General features: G+C 34.1%; 14 protein-coding genes. 12 read left to right on the top strand and 2 right to left on the bottom strand.

The window, feature by feature from the left end; translation table 11 throughout:
• Nucleotides 1-163 precede the first annotated feature (163 nt).
• The 6 genes from HM987_RS15230 (at nt 164) to HM987_RS15205 (ending at nt 6,868) form a co-directional block, all read left to right on the top strand.
• Nucleotides 164-910, top strand: a complete 747-nt coding sequence (locus HM987_RS15230; RefSeq protein WP_179008895.1) for an electron transfer flavoprotein subunit beta/FixA family protein — start codon at nt 164-166, stop codon at nt 908-910.
• A gap of 125 nt (nt 911-1,035) precedes the next feature.
• Nucleotides 1,036-1,998, top strand: a complete 963-nt coding sequence (locus HM987_RS15225; protein ID WP_179008894.1) for an electron transfer flavoprotein subunit alpha/FixB family protein — start codon at nt 1,036-1,038, stop codon at nt 1,996-1,998.
• Between the two features lie 327 nt (nt 1,999-2,325).
• A complete protein-coding gene (locus HM987_RS15220; RefSeq protein ID WP_179008893.1) occupies nt 2,326-2,943 on the top strand; it encodes a bifunctional nuclease family protein in 618 nt (205 codons plus the stop codon).
• Nucleotides 2,944-3,121: 178 nt separating this feature from the next.
• A complete protein-coding gene (locus HM987_RS15215) occupies nt 3,122-4,912 on the top strand; it encodes a NupC/NupG family nucleoside CNT transporter (RefSeq protein WP_179008892.1) in 1,791 nt (596 codons plus the stop codon).
• 243 nt (nt 4,913-5,155) lie between these two features.
• Complete coding sequence (locus HM987_RS15210) at nt 5,156-5,980, top strand: thymidylate synthase (RefSeq protein ID WP_179008891.1); 825 nt, start codon at nt 5,156-5,158, stop codon at nt 5,978-5,980.
• 9 nt (nt 5,981-5,989) lie between these two features.
• Complete coding sequence (locus tag HM987_RS15205) at nt 5,990-6,868, top strand: energy transducer TonB (RefSeq protein ID WP_179008890.1); 879 nt, start codon at nt 5,990-5,992, stop codon at nt 6,866-6,868.
• 66 nt (nt 6,869-6,934) lie between these two features.
• Here the strand turns inward: HM987_RS15205 and HM987_RS15200 are convergent, their stop codons facing one another.
• Nucleotides 6,935-7,237: an isoamylase early set domain-containing protein gene (locus HM987_RS15200; protein WP_179008889.1), complete on the bottom strand. Its 303-nt coding sequence runs from the start codon at nt 7,235-7,237 to the stop codon at nt 6,935-6,937.
• A gap of 287 nt (nt 7,238-7,524) precedes the next feature.
• Here HM987_RS15200 and HM987_RS15195 point away from each other — a divergent pair, with 287 nt between their 5' ends.
• The 3 genes from HM987_RS15195 (at nt 7,525) to HM987_RS15185 (ending at nt 13,129) form a co-directional block, all read left to right on the top strand.
• Nucleotides 7,525-8,457 carry a dihydrofolate reductase gene (locus tag HM987_RS15195; RefSeq protein WP_179008888.1) on the top strand — a complete coding sequence of 311 codons (933 nt, stop codon included), beginning with the start codon at nt 7,525-7,527 and terminating at the stop codon, nt 8,455-8,457.
• Nucleotides 8,458-8,638: 181 nt separating this feature from the next.
• Nucleotides 8,639-9,523, top strand: coding sequence for an ABC transporter ATP-binding protein (locus HM987_RS15190; RefSeq protein ID WP_179008887.1), 885 nt, complete (start codon nt 8,639-8,641; stop codon nt 9,521-9,523).
• A gap of 21 nt (nt 9,524-9,544) precedes the next feature.
• On the top strand, nt 9,545-13,129 hold the full coding sequence (locus HM987_RS15185) for a M1 family aminopeptidase (protein ID WP_179008886.1): 3,585 nt from the start codon (nt 9,545-9,547) through the stop codon (nt 13,127-13,129).
• An 82-nt stretch (nt 13,130-13,211) separates the two neighbouring features.
• Here HM987_RS15185 and metK read toward each other — a convergent pair whose 3' ends face one another.
• Nucleotides 13,212-14,465, bottom strand: a complete 1,254-nt coding sequence (gene metK / locus HM987_RS15180; protein ID WP_179008885.1) for a methionine adenosyltransferase — start codon at nt 14,463-14,465, stop codon at nt 13,212-13,214.
• A 471-nt stretch (nt 14,466-14,936) separates the two neighbouring features.
• On the opposite strand from metK, the gene HM987_RS15175 reads away from it, so the two are divergent.
• The 3 genes from HM987_RS15175 to HM987_RS15165 all read left to right on the top strand — a co-directional run bounded on the left by HM987_RS15175 (nt 14,937) and on the right by HM987_RS15165 (nt 18,417).
• Nucleotides 14,937-15,353, top strand: coding sequence for an RrF2 family transcriptional regulator (locus tag HM987_RS15175; protein ID WP_179008884.1), 417 nt, complete (start codon nt 14,937-14,939; stop codon nt 15,351-15,353).
• Between the two features lie 280 nt (nt 15,354-15,633).
• Nucleotides 15,634-16,254 carry a phosphoadenosine phosphosulfate reductase domain-containing protein gene (locus HM987_RS15170; RefSeq protein ID WP_179008883.1) on the top strand — a complete coding sequence of 207 codons (621 nt, stop codon included), beginning with the start codon at nt 15,634-15,636 and terminating at the stop codon, nt 16,252-16,254.
• Between the two features lie 75 nt (nt 16,255-16,329).
• Nucleotides 16,330-18,417 carry a HEPN domain-containing protein gene (locus HM987_RS15165; RefSeq protein WP_179008882.1) on the top strand — a complete coding sequence of 696 codons (2,088 nt, stop codon included), beginning with the start codon at nt 16,330-16,332 and terminating at the stop codon, nt 18,415-18,417.
• The last annotated feature ends 8 nt before the right edge of the window (nt 18,418-18,425 follow it).

The raw sequence follows: 18,425 nt of genomic DNA, 5'->3' as shown, positions 1-18,425 counted from the left end.
CTGGAAGATTCAGCAAAAAATCTTCAAATTTTTGAAAATTTGATACTTTGAAGAGGTAAAAAACAATTTTATGAAAATTTTACTATGCGTGCATAGTAAAATTTGATTTTTTATATTTATCTTCGTGCTCAGTAAGAAAAACGTTTAAAATAAAACATTTCATATGAAGATATTAGTATGTATTAGTCATGTACCTGATACAACCTCAAAGATTAATTTTACAGATGGTGATACTAAATTTGACACTAATGGTGTACAATTTGTCATCAATCCTAATGATGAATTCGGTCTAACACGTGCCATGTGGTTTAAAGAAAAACAAGGCGCAAGTGTAGATGTGGTCAACGTTGGAGGTGCGGAAACTGAGCCAACTCTAAGAAAAGCTTTAGCCATTGGTGCAGATTCAGCTATTAGAGTCAATACACCTGCAACGGATGGTTATGCAGTGGCAAAGCAATTGGCAAAAGTGGTTAATGATGGCGGATACGATTTAGTCATTGCTGGAAGAGAATCCATTGATTACAATGGGGCAATGGTTCCAGGTATGTTAGCCGGAATGATTGGTGCTAATTTTGTGGCCAATTGTATCAGTTTAGAAGTTGATGGCACTAATGCAAAGGCGGTAAGGGAAATTGATGGTGGTAAAGAAACTGTGAGTACTTCTTTACCATTGGTTATTGGCGGACAAAAAGGTTTGGTTGAAGAAAGCGATCTACGTATTCCAAATATGAGAGGTATCATGATGGCACGTAAAAAACCTTTAACGGTTGTAGAACCTACAGATGCAAGTGCAGAAACCAACGCGGTAAGTTTTGAAAAACCAGCGCCAAAAGGTGCAGTTAAATTGGTAGATGCCGATAATATAGATGAATTAGTGACTTTGCTTCACAATGAGGCTAAGGTGATTTAAATCCTACCCTAACCCTTCCTAAGGAAGGGCACAATTGCGGGTATTTATCAATGAAAAAAACTGAATAATTAATACAATCTTAGCCCTTTCCTTTGGAAAGTGTTTGGATAGGAAAATAAAATTTTATGTCAATTCTAGTATATACAGAATCCGAAAACGGAAAATTAAAAAAAGCGGCTTTAGAAGTCGTGTCATACGCCAAAGCTGTTGCCGACCAAATGGGAACTTCAGTAACTGCCGTTGCTGTTAATGCAGACAATGCAGAAACACTTGGAAACTACGGAGCATCTAAAGTTCTTTTAGTTAAGGACGATAGTTTGAAAGCGTTTAACGCCAAAAAATATGCAGCCATTATAGAAAATGCTGCAAAAAATGAAGCTGCAAAAGTAGTTGTGGTCAGTTCTAGTGCAAACAGTAAATATTTAGCACCCTTATTGGCTGTAGGTTTGGATGCAGGTTACGTAGCTAATGTAGTAGAAGCACCATCAAATGTGTCTCCATTTACAGTAAAACATTCAGCATTTACAAATAAAGCATTTGCCAATACCGAAATAACAACTGATGTGAAAATTGTTGGATTATCCAATAATTCATTCGGATTGGTAGAATCGGGAGGCAGTGCTGCTGTGGAAGACTTTTCGCCTTCAATTCCAGATTCTGGCGTCACTGTAGAGTCTGTTGATAAAGCAACGGATAAAGTCAGTATTGCGGATGCGGAAATTGTTGTTTCTGGTGGTAGAGGTCTTAAAGGCCCAGAAAATTGGGGAATGATTGAAGAGCTTGCCGAAGTTTTAGGCGCAGCTACTGCTTGTTCGAAACCTGTATCGGATTTAGGATGGAGACCACACGGCGAACATGTTGGGCAGACAGGAAAACCTGTAGCTTCTAATTTATACATTGCCATTGGTATTTCTGGAGCGATTCAGCATTTGGCAGGTATCAATGCTTCGAAAGTAAAAGTGGTTATCAATACAGATACTGAAGCGCCTTTCTTTAAGGCTGCAGACTACGGTGTTGTAGGTGATGCATTTGAAGTTGTTCCAAAACTAATTGAAAAATTAAAAGCTTTTAAAGCTGCAAACGCATAATACGGCTTTTTAGCAGTATATCAGTTAAAAAACCTCTAGGCTTGCTTAGAGGTTTTTTTTTATTACCTTTAAAATCCAATTTTAATCTGATGGATTACAATTATTGAGGCCCGTTTGAATTTAGATTTTACTTATTCACTTACGTTTTATCGAAAGTATGTAGGAAATTAACCAAATCTGCAAAATGAAGTTGGTAAAGTCCAAATTTAAACAGTTCTTTGTGTTTTGCCTTACCCATAATTCCAAAATTAGAATTATGACCTTTCCCAAGGAAGGGTGGAAAAAGGAAACCTCAATCTATAAAGTTGAGGAATTTAGTTTTAATATATGAGTTTAGTTCGTTTAAATATAAAAGGCATTTCTTACAGTCAAACCCAAAATGGTGCCTACGCTTTAATACTTAATGAAGTAGATGGTGATCGGAAATTACCAATAGTAATTGGTGCTTTTGAAGCACAATCTATTGCTATTGCTTTGGAAAAGGAAATCCGCCCTCCACGTCCGCTTACGCACGATTTATTTAAAAACTTCGCAGATCGTTTCGATATTGTCGTGAAACAAGTGATTATCCATAAGTTGGTTGATGGTGTATTTTATTCAAGTTTAATTTGCGAACGTGATAAAATTGAGGAAATTATCGATGCCAGAACTAGCGATGCTATTGCATTGGCCTTACGTTTTCAAGCACCAATTTTTACCTATAAAAATATTTTGGACAAAGCTGGGATTTACCTTAAAGTCAATCCTAAAAAAGATGAAGATGAGGAGCAAGACAGTATTCTTGTTGACGATCTCATTGTTGAAGAAATTGAAGCTGCGTCTGCAGAACAAGAAGGCTATAAAAATAAATCTCTCGATGAGCTCAATTCACTCTTAGACGAAGCCGTAACTAATGAAGACTACGAGAAGGCTGCTAAAATAAGGGATGAAATTTCTAAACGTTAATAAATACCAATATAACCTCAAAATATCGTATATAATTATGTTTCTTTTTAGTCCATATTTCAATATAAAATATAAACGTAATTAAAATTATGCTGAGATTTTCTATTTCATCTGAACAAATAATAATTCAAATTATTTATACAACATTTTAAAATTAAATTGGTAAACTCTACATTTTATGAATCAGTTTTTCAAAGCCTTTCTTGCTATTTTTATTGGTCTTTCATCAATTACAGCACAGGAACTTGAAAAAACTTGGGAATTCAATAGAAGTGGAAATGGTTTTGGTTCTATTCCAATAGCGATAAACGACTCAATTAGTTTTAATGATTTTCAATTTCTTGAATTAAAAAAAGGAGATTTTTATTTTAGCGAAAACGAGCACACTTCAGGTCCAAGAGGAAACTATATTTATCAAAATAATGTTTTAGTATTTTATTATGATGAGCCAGAAAATATAGTTCAAAAATATAAAGTTTGGACTTTAACAGATTCAACTTTAACTATTTCTGTTAAAAATAATTCTGCTTTATTTAATTCAGTTGATTCCAATATAATATTGAGTGATATCGAAAACGATCAGCCATTTAATACTGATGATAGTAATGATTCAATTATTCCAAATCAAGGCTTTTCTATTACCAGTTTATGGAGAGGTGTTTTAGGTATGGTAACCTTAATCTTTATCGCATTCTTGTTTAGTAGTAATCGTAAAGCCATTAATTGGAAAACTGTAGGGCTGGGATTGCTGTTTCAACTTATAATTGCTATTGGGGTTTTAAAAATTGATTTCGTAAAATCTGCTTTCGAGTTTATTGGTCAAGGTTTTATAGCCATTCTCGGGTTTACACAAGCTGGTAGTGAGTTTTTATTTGGAGGGATGTTGGATGTGAATTCCTTCGGTTTCATATTCGCATTTCAGGTATTACCAACAATTATATTTTTCTCAGCGTTAACCTCTGTATTATTTTACTTAGGGTTGATTCAAAAAGTAGTGAAAGGCATGGGTTGGTTACTGACTAAAGTTTTGGGTATTTCTGGAGCAGAAAGTTTAAGTGTTGCTGGTAACATTTTCTTAGGTCAGACCGAAGCACCCTTGTTGATTAAGGCGTATTTAGAAAAAATGAATAAGTCTGAAATTCTTCTCGTTATGATTGGTGGTATGGCGACGGTGGCAGGAGCGGTTTTAGCGGCATATATAGGATTCTTAGGAGGCGAGGACGAAGCTTTACAGTTATTCTATGCTAAACATTTATTGGCGGCATCAGTGATGGCGGCACCTGGAGCTATTGTGATTTCAAAAATATTGTTTCCACAAACCGAAAAAATTAATACAGAAGTTGCTGTTTCACAGGAAAAAATTGGGTCTAACATTTTAGAATCTATTGCAAACGGAACCACTGAGGGTTTAAGACTAGCCGTCAACGTTGGTGCCATGCTATTGGTATTTGTAGCTTTTATTGCCATGATAAATGGAATTTTAGGTGGTGTGGCAGGATTTGATGGTATTATTATTGAAAGATGGAATATTAATTGGCATTTTACCTCGCTAAACGAAGTTATCGCTGCAAATACACCATATGATAGTCTATCCTTGGAATTTATTTTAGGTTACGTTTTTGCACCTTTAATGTGGTTAATTGGAGTCGCTTCGGAAGATATGGCGTTAATGGGTCAGCTGCTAGGCATTAAATTAGCAGCAAGTGAATTTATAGGCTACATTCAACTTGCGGATTTGAAAAACGTAGCAAACACAACGCATCTGACTTACGAAAAATCAATAATCATGGCAACTTACATGCTATGTGGTTTTGCCAATTTCGCCTCAATTGGCATCCAAATAGGCGGTATTGGTTCGTTAGCACCAGGCCAACGTACACAGTTATCTAAATTTGGAATGAAAGCTTTAATTGGTGGTACATTGGCTTCATTGGTTTCTGCAACTATTGCTGGGATGATTATTGGGTAACCCAATTCCTGCAAACGCAGGAATCTCAGAGTCTATTAGAACTAGCCTTCCTCTTTATTATAATTATACAACTCGTTAATAACTTTTAATATCTGTGATGTGATATTTCAAGTGAATATTCAACATTTAATTAAATTCGTCAACATATTTAATATACATGTTATACTGAGCGAAATCTACGCATCTTTTAATATGTAACCTTATGTTTAATCTAAAAAGATTCCTGCTTTTGCAGGACGTATTATGAAACAATACCACGACCTAGTAAAACACGTTTTAGCAGAAGGCAACGACAAAGGAGATAGAACAGGTACAGGAACAAAAAGTGTTTTTGGTTACCAAATGCGTTTCGACTTGAGTGAAGGGTTTCCAATGGTAACCACTAAGAAATTACATCTAAAATCTATTATTTATGAATTGCTTTGGTTCTTAAAAGGCGATACAAACACCAAATATCTAACCGAAAACGGCGTTAGAATCTGGAACGAATGGGCGGATGAAAATGGAGACCTCGGACCCGTTTATGGTCATCAATGGCGAAATTGGGCAAGTGAAGACATCGACCAGATTAAGGAGGTTATTACGACTTTAAAAAACAACCCTAATAGTCGTAGAATGCTGGTATCTGCTTGGAATCCTTCGGTTTTACCAGACACCTCTAAATCATTTTCTGAGAATGTAGCTAATGGAAAAGCAGCTTTGCCACCTTGCCATGCCTTTTTTCAGTTTTATGTTGCCAATGGAAAATTATCTTGCCAGCTTTATCAAAGAAGTGCTGATATCTTTTTAGGAGTGCCTTTCAATATCGCATCTTATGCTTTATTCACGATGATAATGGCTCAAGTTTGTGGTTTCGAAGCAGGTGATTTTATACACACTTTTGGTGATGCACATATCTATAATAATCATAAGGAACAACTGGAGCTACAATTATCTAGAGAGATTAGACCATTGCCTAAAATGATTCTGAATCCAGAAATTAAAGATATTTTCGACTTTAAATTCGAAGATTTTACGCTTGTGGATTACAATCCTCATCCACATATTAAAGGGAAGGTTGCTGTTTAAATTTATTTTATGAGACTTTATCTTTCCACACTTTTTCTGATTTTTACATTTTTATGTGTAGCTCAAAATGAGACTTCTAAATTAAATCATGATTCAATATCAAAACAAACTAGAGTAAAAAAGAGTCGGTTTGTCGTATTTCCTGGTTGTGATAATGAAGCTGATAAATATGAATGCTATGCCAATAAACTCCAAGATTTTATTATTAATAACCTAAGTGATAATGCGAGAGATTATCTAATCAAACATGCAAAAAATGATACAATTGTTTTATATGCAAACGTTCAATATGATAAAACAGGTAAAACGGTTCAGAATAATTCTCGATTATTGAGCTTTGTAAAAAATTTTAACCCATTTTTAATTCCAGTTAAATACGCATTGCCAAAAGTTGAACCTTCTTTAAATTATAAAGGAGAACCAAAAACTAACTCTGTAGCGCTTACTTTGGGTTTTTTAGTTGATAAAAAAATGAATACATTAGCTCCGCTTTATGGTTATCAACCGCAACTAAAACGAGAACAGATCAAATTACTTAAGGTTAAAGAAAAGCTCCCCGTACATCCTAATTGTAACGAGAACGCAGATTACGGAACCTTAATATCTTGTACAAACGATAATATTACCCGTTTCTTGAAAAAATCTTTTAATTATAAACTAATATCAGAGAAAAATCTGCCAGCAGGAAGTTATGAGATTGAAACTTCATTCAAGATAGACAAAAAAGGTAAGGTAATTGATGCAAAGGCAACAGGTACTTATAAAGTACTTGAAGATGAAGCAAAAAGGATCTTAAATCTTTTACCAAGGTTTAAACCAGGTTCATTAAGAAATAAACCAATAATTTTCCCCTATTCTTTACCTATTGTTTTTAGTGTAACTGATTAAACAAAAAAAGCGTTCCGAAAAGTCGAAACGCAATTTTTTAAATGTCCTAAGTTTTATAAGAAAATCCTATAAATTGATAACACCATTCTCTGAACCTGCAAAATCGTTCCAAGCATAAGAATCTGCCTGCTCGTCGTTGATGTAAGATGTACCATCAACAAGGTATTTGAATTCGTAAGAGTTGTCTTTCTCTAAATCAACAGAGCCTTTGAAAATTCCGTTTTTCAATTTTTTCAATTTTGTAGCTTTTTTAGTATTCCACTGGTTAAAGCTTCCAACAACAACTACACTTTTTGCTTCCTCCACAGGTACAGAAAATGTTACCTTGCAAATTGGCTTACTTTTTAAATACTGTTTTTTAATTGCCATAATGATAAATTTAATTACGAAGCAAAAGTATAAAAGAAAAACTCATGTTTAATCTATTAAATACTTTAAACTTAAAGAATTATCAATTTCCTAATATTGTATTTACTTTTTTTTAAAGACTGTAATATATAAACGGATATTTTAGTGTATTAATAACAACCGTAATTTGGTTCTTTTCGCTTGATTTTCAACTACATCGATTTCGGAATTATTAATTATTAAAACTCCATGAAATACTACATTCATAAAGTTAAAAAAAAGTATCTTTATCCTATTAAATTATGATTATGTTCGGGAAGAAAAAACCAGTCTCAACTATAGATAAAGATCAATTAGAGCTCATTGAAAATGCTCAAAAACGCATTAGGCAAAAGAAGCGTTTGTATATACATTTTGTCCTCTTTTTGATTGGTGCTGTATTTTTAATTTTAGCAAATACGGTTTTAGGTATTGGTGAAAATTTTACAATTGCAGGCATTAATTGGTTTGTTTATGCCATATTGGCTTGGTTGATTCTCTTTATTTACCATTTTGTATCCGTATTTATTACTCATAAATTTATGGGTAAAGAATGGGAAAAACAGCAACTGGATAAACTCGTAAATCTGCAACAAGAACGCATCGATAAATTAAAGCAGAATTTTCTCAAAGAAGAAACCAAAATAGCACAAACACAGGCTTATAATGAAGCCAATGAAAGTCCTATGGTTTCAAAAAAAAAAAAGAGTTCTGAATTAACTATTATTGTTGCTGCTGGAGAAGACAATGCTATTGGTAGGGACAATAGTCTTATTTGGCACTTAAGTGATGATCTTAAGCATTTTAAATCACTGACCAATGGTCACCATATTATTATGGGACGCAAAACTTTTGAAAGTTTCTCAAAACCTTTACCAAATAGAACGCATATTGTAATTACAAGGCAAAAAGATTACAAAGTACCAGAAGGTGTTATTGTTGTAAATTCTTTAGAGGATGCGCTTGATGCAGCGAGGTATGATAGCCAGCCTTTTGTAATTGGTGGTGGCGAAATATATAAACAAGCAATGCCGTTTGTTGATAAGCTTGAAATTACCCGAGTACATTCCACCTTTGAAAATGCAGATGCGTTTTTTCCAGAAATTGATCAATCCAAATGGCAAGAAGTTAGCCGAAAAACACATGCTGCTGATGATAAGCATGCCTATGCGTTTTCTTTTATTACGTATTTGAGGAAATAAGAAAATAGCTTTTTTTAATTAGTTCCTAGTTTAATTTTTTTATTGAGCAGGCAACTATCAGTTCAATTTTAGCGTCTTATTAATAAAGGTATATCTTGTTAAGTGATAAAACAGCAATTAAACTGTAACGCTTTTCAAAATTAGTCGTCCTATTTATAACTAACCAATCAAAATCATCTTTATGAGTACGCTAAAAATCAACAATTTATCAAAAACATATGCTAATGGTGTTAAAGCCTTAGACAATGTGAATCTAGAATTAGAAAACGGAATGTTCGGGCTATTAGGACCAAATGGAGCTGGAAAATCATCTTTAATGCGAACACTGGCAACGCTCCAAGATGCCGATTCTGGAACGGCAACTTTAGACGATGTTGATATTCTGAATCAACCAGCAGAATTGCGTAAAGTGTTGGGTTATTTGCCTCAGGAATTTGGTGTTTATCCAAGAATTACAGCCGAACAATTATTGACACATTTGGCAATTTTAAAAGGGATTACAAATGCTACTGAACGTAAAGACTTGGTTAAATATTTATTGGACAAAGTAAACCTTTACGATAAACGAAATAAATCCGTAAAAGGATTCTCTGGAGGCATGAAGCAACGTGTTGGCATTGCACAAGCACTTATAGGAAACCCTAAGCTTATTATTGTAGATGAACCAACTGCCGGATTAGATCCTGGTGAACGTAATCGGTTCTATAACTTGTTGGCAGATGTTGGTAAAGAAGTCATTGTAATCCTGTCCACACACATTGTAGATGATGTACGGGAACTGTGCACTAAAATGGCGATTATGAACTTAGGTGAAATTGTTTATCATGGCGCTCCACAATCGGCAATTGAAGAACTTAATAATAAAGTATTCCAAAAAATAGTTAGCAGGGACGAACTACAAAATTATGCTAACGAGTATAAAATTATTTCAAATAAAATGGTAGGAGGACAGCCACTTATACACGTGTTTAGTGATGAGCATCCGCACAACGGATTTGAAGAAGTGACACCTAATTTAGAGGATGTATTCTTTTCTAAAATCAACACGTCTAACGTACTTGTATAATTCTAACTAACCATTTTAATCATGTTTAAAACATTCTTTTTATCAGAATTAAAATATACGCTGAAGCAACCAATGGTGTATATTTTCATATTTATATTGGCATTGATGGAATTCTTTGCAACTGTTAGTGATAATGTACAGATTGGAGGCGCTATTGGAAATGTCTATCGCAATTCGCCGTATACTATAACTATTCACGTCACCATATTTTGTATTTTCAGTCTCTTAATGGCTGTGGCATTTTTTAATAATGCTGCTTTACGAGATTATAATAATGAATTTAATGAAATTCTTTTTACAACACCTTTAAGCAAATCTGGTTACTTTTTTGGCCGTTTTTTTGGTGCATTATTGGTTTCAACTTTACCCTTATTTGGTGTGTTTATTGGCATGCTTTTGGGAACTTATATGAATTCAATTTTTGGTTGGCTAGATACGGAACGTTATGGTGATTTTTATCTCGAAACTTTTGTAAATAATTATCTCCTATTCATTTTGCCAAATATGTTTTTGGCTGGAACTGTAATTTTTGCAATGGCAAATAAATGGAAAAGCACAGTTATTTCCTTTGTAGGTGGTTTGGTAATTATTGTAGCTTATATTGTGTCAGGTACATTAATGTCTGATGTTGATAACGAAACCATTGCCGGTTTATCAGACATCTTCGGAATTAATACCTATGCTATTGAAACTAAATATTTCACACCTGCTGAAAAGAATACAATTAGCCCAGGATTTTCTGGTGTTTTGCTTTGGAATCGATTAATTTGGACAGGATTTGGAATTATAATTTTATTACTGTCTTATTTCAGCTTTTCTTTCAAAAAGAAGAATAAAAAAGTTAAGAAATCAAGAACACTTAAAGAAAAAACCGAAAGCGTTTTTACACTTCCAGAGTTAAATCCATCATATAATGCTTCAACCGATTGGCTTCAATTTAAAAGCTTTTTCTATACTAATTTTTTAAGCATAGTTAAAAGTGTCACCTTCAAAATATTATTCCTGTTTTGTATCATTATTCTTGTGGTAGATTTGAGTCAAGGTTTTGAATTCATGGGTTTACAATCTTACCCGCTCACTTATAAATTAATTGATTCTATAAAGGACAATACCAATATCTTTACCATTATTATCCTCATATTTTTTAGTGGTGAATTAATTTGGCGTGATAGGGATTCTAAAATTAATGAAGTGATAGATGCTACGGCGCACACGTCTTTTATTTCTCTTGCGGCAAAATCTTTGTCACTGATCTGTATTACTACAATTTTAAATTTATTCTTTATTCTAATAGGCGTAATTTATCAATTGCTGAATGGATTTACACGAATAGAATTAGATGTTTATTTATTGGATTTCTTTTATGAAAACTTGGCACTATACATCACTTTTGGTGGTATTATGATAACCATACAAGTCTTATCGAGCAATAAATATATAGGCTATTTTATTTCCGTTTTGGTTTTGTTGGTGTGGGAAATCGTCCTCAATATTTTAGATATTAGGAGTAATATGTTGAATATTGGAGGCAGTGCCTCAGTGTATTATTCGGATATGAATGCCTTTGGGCCTGGCTTAAAAAGTACGTTGTGGTTTAATCTCTATTGGATTCTACTTTCAATTTTAGGGCTATTAGTTGGCGGCGCTTTATGGAACCGAGGTTCTAAAAATTCCTTATTAAGTCGAATAAAAACCGCAAGAAAAGAAGTCCCAAAAAGTTATAGAAGTTTTATTGCCATTACGTTTATCGTTTGGCTTGGTGTCGCAGGCTTTGTCTATTACAATACTCAGATTTTGAACCCTTACCGTTCTGATGATACTACGGAAAAATTGATGGCGGCTTTTGAAAAGAAATATAGTATATATAAAGAAGCTGTGCATCCCAAAGTTACAAATGCTAAGTATTTTATTGATATTTTTCCAAACAAAAGAGATATTCACGTCAAAGCAGAGTTGGAGTTAACCAATGAAACAAACCAGGCTATTGATTCACTTCACTTTTTTATTGCTGAAGGTTGGAATACAAAATTAAATATTCCGAATGCGCAACCGGTTTATAAAGACACAACTTATTTATACACTATATACCAATTGAATCCACCTTTAGAGCCTGGAGAAAAATTGGTAATGAAAGTAGACAATAAATTTATTACCAAAGGGTTTGAAAATGGTCGTGGTCCGACTATGATTGTTAAGAATGGTACGTTTTTTAACAACGGAGAAATTTTACCAACAATGGGTTATAACGAGAGTTATGAAATTACGGATAAAAATAAACGAAAAAAATATGATCTTCCGCCCAAAGATCGTACGCCAGAGTTAACTTCGGAAATAAGCGAATTGCACCATAGAAATTATATAAACAACGGACAATCAGATTTTATCAATGTTGAAACCATTATATCTACGATAAAAGAGCAAACGGCTATCGCTCCTGGCTCTTTGATTAAACAATGGGAAGAAAATGGTAGAAACTATTACCATTATAAAACGGATACGCCGTCATTGAACTTTTATTCTTTTATGTCAGCGGACTATGAGATTAAAAAACGCAGATGGAACGGAATTGATATTGAAATCTATTATGATGAAAAACATCCTGAGAATGTTGATATGATGTTAGATGCCGTGGAGCGTTCATTAGCCTATTATACCGAAAATTTTGGGCCTTATTTTCATAAACAATGCAGAATCATTGAATTCCCAAGATACGCTTCTTTTGCTCAAGCTTTCCCAGGGACCATGCCTTATTCTGAAGCCATTGGATTTGTAATTAATCTTGAAGATGAAACCGAGAACAATGTTGTCGATGCTGTAATTGCCCACGAAATGGGTCATCAATGGTGGGCACACCAAGTAATCGGTGCTAATATGCAAGGTGGCACTATGATGAGTGAAAGTTTTGCGGAATATTCGTCGTTAATGACACTTAAAAAAATCACAGAAAATCCAATGAAAATGCGTCAGTTTATTAAGTACGATCATGATCGTTATTTAAGAGGACGAAGTGGTGAACGTGAAAAAGAGTTGCCTTTATATAAAGTGGAAAACCAAGGCTATATTCATTATGGAAAAGGGAGTACAATACTGTATGCGCTTCAAGATTATATTGGAGAGGACAAAGTTAACTTGGCAATGAAAAATTTCTTAGAAGAGTATCGCTATAAAAAACCGCCATATCCAACATCTTTGGATTTCATAAGACATTTAGAGCCTCAAGTTCCAGATTCTTTGCAATACCTAATTACAGATTGGTTTAAAGAAATTACTTTATATGATAACCGCTTAAAAGAAGCGAATTACAAAAAATTAGATAATGGAAAATATGAATTAACCTTAGAAATTGAAAGTTCCAAAATAAAATCGGACAGTATTGGGAATGAAACCAAAACTGCGATCAATGATTGGATTGATGTCGGTTTCTTTATGGACGAAGACGAAAAACGATTGTACAGTCAAAAACGTGTAAAGTTCAATAATGAAAACACGTCGATTACTATGCAACTCGATTCCTTGCCTATTAAAGCCGCAATAGATCCTAGGCATATATTGATAGACCGTGTATATAAGGATAATATAAAAAGTATTAGTTTAGTCGAAGAATAATTTGTGTAAACTATTCTAAAAAAAAACACCCTAACTGCAATTACAGTTAGGGTGTTTTTTAATATACAATTTATGAATTTTACTAAATTTCAAAAGCAGCTTTCACTTTATCTACATAATCCAACTTTTCCCAAGTAAACAACTCTACATCTAATGTAATAGACTCTCCATTGGGTTGTTGAAATGATTTGCTTACCACTTCATGTTGTCTTCCCATATGACCATAAGCCGCTGTTTCGCTATACATTGGTTGTCTTAATTTTAGACGACTTTCTATAGCAGCAGGACGCATATCAAATAATTTTTCAACTGTTTTTGCAATTTCGCCATCGGTTAAATTAAAATGGCAAGTACCATAAGTATCAACAAATATGGCCATCGGTTTTACAACACCAATAGCGTAAGAGACCTGTACCAAAATTTCGTCACATAATCCTGCAGCAACTAAATTTTTGGCGATATGTCGTGTGGCATATGCTGCACTACGATCTACTTTACTTGGATCTTTTCCTGAAAATGCACCTCCACCATGTGCGCCTTTTCCACCATAAGTATCAACAATAATTTTACGACCGGTTAAACCCGTATCTCCATGTGGTCCGCCAATAACAAACTTTCCTGTTGGGTTGATGTGATACGTAATATCGTCGTTGAATAAGTCTTGAATATGTTCTGGCAACTTAGCAATGACTCTAGGAATTAATATCCCAATGATATCTTTTCTAATTTTAGCCAACATATCATCATCGGTATCAAACTCATCATGCTGTGTAGAGACTACGATAGAATCGATGCGTTGTGGCACATTATCATCACTGTATTCAATAGTTACCTGACTTTTAGAATCAGGTCTCAAATAGGTAATATCCTTATTGTCACGACGTAATTCTGCCAACTCCTTTAAGATACTGTGCGATAAATCTAAAGCCAAAGGCATAAAATTCTCGGTTTCATTGGTTGCGTAACCAAACATCATACCTTGGTCACCAGCACCTTGTTCTTCTTTTGTGGCTCTATCTACACCACGATTAATCTCTTCCGATTGTTCGTGAATGGCAGAAAAAACACCACAAGAATTGCCGTCAAACATATAAGCACTTTTAGTGTAGCCTATTTTGTTTATGGTATCTCTGGCAATTTTTTGTACATCTAAATAGGTGTTGGATTTTACTTCGCCAGCAAGTACGACTTGCCCTGTGGTGACTAACGTTTCACACGCTACTTTAGATTCAGGATCAAAAGCTAAAAAATTATCGATTAAAGCATCACTAATTTGATCTGCAACTTTGTCTGGATGGCCTTCAGAAACACTTTCCGAAGTAAATAAATATGGCATAATTCCTATTATTTTTAGGTTATGATTATTATGAAAAAACTTGAGATTGCTGGGTCGCTAGAGAAGTCCTAAACTTACTGCTTTAGCATTTTTTATCCTGAATTGATTTCAGGATCTGTTCTTGTGAACAGGTACTGAAATAAATTCAGCACGAGAGGTTGCAATCAGATCAAATTTTTCCTCTTATCTTTTGAAGGTACAAAAGTAGAAAAATTATATGGAATGTAATTTTATATTCATCTTTTTATGATTTAATATTTTATCCTCATAGTTCTGACCAGTAATAAAAAAACTCTAAATAAGTAAAGAGAAATGAAGAGTTATTTCTGCGTCTAATCGGAAATTTTTAGGTTTCTGCGACCTTTAGGTCTTATTTTTGTAAAAATATAATATTACCCATGGTGTGGGCGCTTTAGAAAAAAAGCAAACTACAAATTAGTACATCTGTTCTAAAATAGCTATAATAGCATAATGCTTTCAAAGAAAACAAAATACGGAATAAAAGCCTTGGTGTACTTGGCAAGACAGGAGGAACGTACTCCTGTTCAAATTTCTTCAATATCAAAATCTGAAAATATTTCTCAAAAATTTCTGGAAAGTATATTGTTGACTTTAAGAAAAAATGGACTTTTAGGCTCTAAAAAAGGTAAAGGAGGTGGCTATTATTTGCTGAAAGATCCAAAGGATATTCCAATGACCACAGTTATGCGACTATTAGAAGGACCCATAGCCATGGTGCCTTGTGTGAGCCTCAATTTTTATGAAAAGTGTGATGATTGTCCGGATGAGACCGCTTGTGCTGTACATAAATTAATGATTGAAGTTCGTGATAATACCCTTGAAATTTTCCGCAATACCACTTTGGCTGATTTATCGAGTTCAAAATAAATAGAATATATCAGATGGAAACCGTGTTTTTTTCTTTTCTATTTCAAAATTAATTTTTGACTTGATTATACACTATTCTTAGGTTGTTGGTGAATTTCAAATAGACAATCGCTTCAATTTTATCGGTATTCATTTTGATTTTCGTTGGGTATAATTATTAGATTCTCAAATTTCCACGCTTATTTTTTACGAATTATTAGGTGCTTCATTTAAATAAAAGTCCTATGTTTGTATTATCCTATTAAGTCGATAGGGTAAAAGGATTTATAAAATTGAGTAAATGATAAACATAGATATTGATTTTTGGAACAAAAAATTAAGAGATAAAACGCCTATTGAAATAGCAACATGGGCTTTAAAATTGTCTGACAATAAAATTGTGACCACAAGTTTCGGGATATACTCTTCGGTGTTGCTAAGCACAATGTCTAAACTGGATAAGGATATTAAAGTGGTTTGGTGCGATACCTTATACAATCAGCCTAGCACTTACGCACATGCTTCCAGTCTCATAAAAAAATATAACCTCAATATTTTTAAATATCAAAGTTTATACACTAAAGAAGAAATTGACGCCACAATAGGATTGCCGAGTTTAGAGGACGACAATCATGCCGTTTTTTCTGAAGCCGTAAAGCTAGAACCGTTTAGACGCGCCTTAAAAGAGCAAAATCCTGATATCTGGTTTACTAATATTAGGGTAAGGCAAACCGAATATAGAGACAAGAAAGATATTTTAAGTTATAGTAAAGATGGCATTCTTAAAGTGAGTCCATTTTATTATTGGAGCGATACCGATTTAGATCAATATATAGAGGATAATAAGTTAACAAAAAACCACTATTATTTCGACCCAATAAAAGCACTGCTTAATAGAGAATGTGGTATACACTTTCAATAATTATTAATAACAAAATCCTTACTTCGCCCGAGTAAGAGTTCTTCCCCTCTGGGGAAGTTAGAAGGGGCTTTAGTAATGCAAAGTTTTAGAACAGAATTAGAAAATCCAGTAGTAGAAAAGGATATCCTTGATTTAGCCAATAAAATTGAGCTATTCAACAATGGACGTGTGGATGAAGAAAAATTTCGAAGTCTGCGTTTAGCAAGGGGTATTTATGGACAGCGACAAGAAGGCGTACAAATGATTAGAATCAAATTGCCTTACGGCAAGGTTTTGAGTCATCAGTTGAGACGTATCGCGGAAGTTTCAGACGAATACTCACGAGGTCGTTTGCATATAACCACGAGACAAGATATTCAAATTCATTATGTGGATTTAAACCGAACGCCAGAACTTTGGGCAGAATTAGAACGAGATGGGGTTACCATCAGGGAAGCTTGTGGGAATACCGTAAGAAATGTCACTGCAAGTGAAACTGCTGGTATTGATATTAACGAACCCTTCGATGTGTCGCCTTATGCGGATGCCTTATTCAGGTTCTTTTTAAGAAACGCAGTTTGCCAAGAAATGGGTAGAAAATTCAAAGTATCTTTTTCGGCATCTGATGAAGATACAGGTTTGTCCTACATGCACGATTTGGGTTTTATTGCTAAAATTGAAAATGGCATTAAAGGCTTCAAAGTCATGCTGGGTGGAGGTTTAGGCTCGCAGCCAAGACATGCCGATTTGTTTTATGAATTTTTGCCAGCAGATAAAATTATTCCTGTCATGGAAGGGGTTCTAAGAGTTTTTGATCGCTATGGCGAACGAAAAAGTAGAGCCAAAGCACGACTCAAATTCTTATTAAAAGATATTGGATTAGAGGCATTTAAGGCATTGGTTCAAGAAGAACAAAATGCAATAGCGTTAAAAACCGTTGCGATAGATGCATCTAACTATACGGCTTCAACACCAGTTTCAGTATCTGTACCAAAAGTAGAGATCCAAGACACTAAGGCTTATAATTTATGGAAATCAACCAATATAATTCCTCAAAAACAAGAAGGATATGTTGCCATTGGTATTAAGGTTTTGTTAGGCGACTTCTACACGGACAAAGCCCGTTTATTAGCAGATTTAGTTGAGCAGTATGCTGCAGGAGAAATAAGATTGAGCTTAAGACAAAATATATTAATTCCTTTTATAAAGGAAGATTTATTGCCTTTTTTCTACACCGAATTGGAAAAGTTAGGTTTTGTTGAAGCGGGTTATAATAAAGCTGTAGATATTACCGCATGCCCAGGAACTGATACGTGTAATTTAGGAATTTCTAGTAGTACAGGAATTGCTGAAGAGTTGGAGCGTGTCATCAAAGCAGAATATCCACAATATTTAGAAAACAATGATTTAGTCATAAAAATTAGTGGTTGTATGAATGCTTGTGGACAGCACAATATGGCTGACATTGGATTTCAAGGCATGTCTATAAGAACTAAAGATAAATTAGTTGCGCCTGCACTTCAAGTGCTTCTAGGTGGTGGAAATTTAGGAAATGGAAACGCCTATTTCGCAGATAAAGTAGTTAAAGTACCGAGTAGAAGAGGACCAGAAGCATTACGTAGAATCTTAAATGATTTTGAAACAAATGCCGAAGGCAAATTGTTTGTGGATTATTACAAAGCACAAGGCGAAAAGTATTTTTATCAATTACTAACCGATTTATCAGATATTGAAAATTTGACCCAAGAAGATTTTATTGATTGGGGAACAGAAGAAAAGTACGTAAAAGCCATCGGAATTGGTGAATGTGCTGGTGTAGTCATCGATTTAATCGCGACACTTTTCTTGGAAAGTGACGAAAAAATTGAAGAAGCGAAAGAGGCTTACAACAATAAAGTATATTCAGGTGCCATTTACGAAGCTTATCGTTCTATGGTAAATTCTGCAAAAGCCATTTTACTTTCAGAAGACATCAAAACAAATACACAAGCTGGTATCATTAAACAGTTTGATGAACTTTTTGTGGAAACCAAAAGAATAGATTTAGGAACCTCATTTTCGGATCTAATTTATCAAATAAAGGTGTTTCCGCCAACCGAAGATTTTGCGAGCAATTATATAAATACAGCACAACAATTCTTAGAAAAAGTAAGAGCGTTTAGAGACGCACAAGTTGTAGCATAAAACTAAGA

It is taken from the genome of Winogradskyella forsetii, from assembly GCF_013394595.1.
Taxonomy (GTDB): domain Bacteria; phylum Bacteroidota; class Bacteroidia; order Flavobacteriales; family Flavobacteriaceae; genus Winogradskyella; species Winogradskyella forsetii.
Note: the sequence above shows the minus strand (reverse complement) of the source record. Positions and strands in the feature narration are given on the sequence as shown.

Coding starts and splice junctions, on each gene's coding strand:
- HM987_RS15230 (WP_179008895.1), top strand. CDS start 164: ATGAAGATATTAGTATGTATTAGTCATGTACCTGATACAACCTCAAAG.
- HM987_RS15225 (WP_179008894.1), top strand. CDS start 1,036: ATGTCAATTCTAGTATATACAGAATCCGAAAACGGAAAATTAAAAAAA.
- HM987_RS15220 (WP_179008893.1), top strand. CDS start 2,326: ATGAGTTTAGTTCGTTTAAATATAAAAGGCATTTCTTACAGTCAAACC.
- HM987_RS15215 (WP_179008892.1), top strand. CDS start 3,122: ATGAATCAGTTTTTCAAAGCCTTTCTTGCTATTTTTATTGGTCTTTCA.
- HM987_RS15210 (WP_179008891.1), top strand. CDS start 5,156: ATGAAACAATACCACGACCTAGTAAAACACGTTTTAGCAGAAGGCAAC.
- HM987_RS15205 (WP_179008890.1), top strand. CDS start 5,990: ATGAGACTTTATCTTTCCACACTTTTTCTGATTTTTACATTTTTATGT.
- HM987_RS15200 (WP_179008889.1), bottom strand. CDS start 7,237: ATGGCAATTAAAAAACAGTATTTAAAAAGTAAGCCAATTTGCAAGGTA.
- HM987_RS15195 (WP_179008888.1), top strand. CDS start 7,525: ATGTTCGGGAAGAAAAAACCAGTCTCAACTATAGATAAAGATCAATTA.
- HM987_RS15190 (WP_179008887.1), top strand. CDS start 8,639: ATGAGTACGCTAAAAATCAACAATTTATCAAAAACATATGCTAATGGT.
- HM987_RS15185 (WP_179008886.1), top strand. CDS start 9,545: ATGTTTAAAACATTCTTTTTATCAGAATTAAAATATACGCTGAAGCAA.
- metK (WP_179008885.1), bottom strand. CDS start 14,465: ATGCCATATTTATTTACTTCGGAAAGTGTTTCTGAAGGCCATCCAGAC.
- HM987_RS15175 (WP_179008884.1), top strand. CDS start 14,937: ATGCTTTCAAAGAAAACAAAATACGGAATAAAAGCCTTGGTGTACTTG.
- HM987_RS15170 (WP_179008883.1), top strand. CDS start 15,634: ATGATAAACATAGATATTGATTTTTGGAACAAAAAATTAAGAGATAAA.
- HM987_RS15165 (WP_179008882.1), top strand. CDS start 16,330: ATGCAAAGTTTTAGAACAGAATTAGAAAATCCAGTAGTAGAAAAGGAT.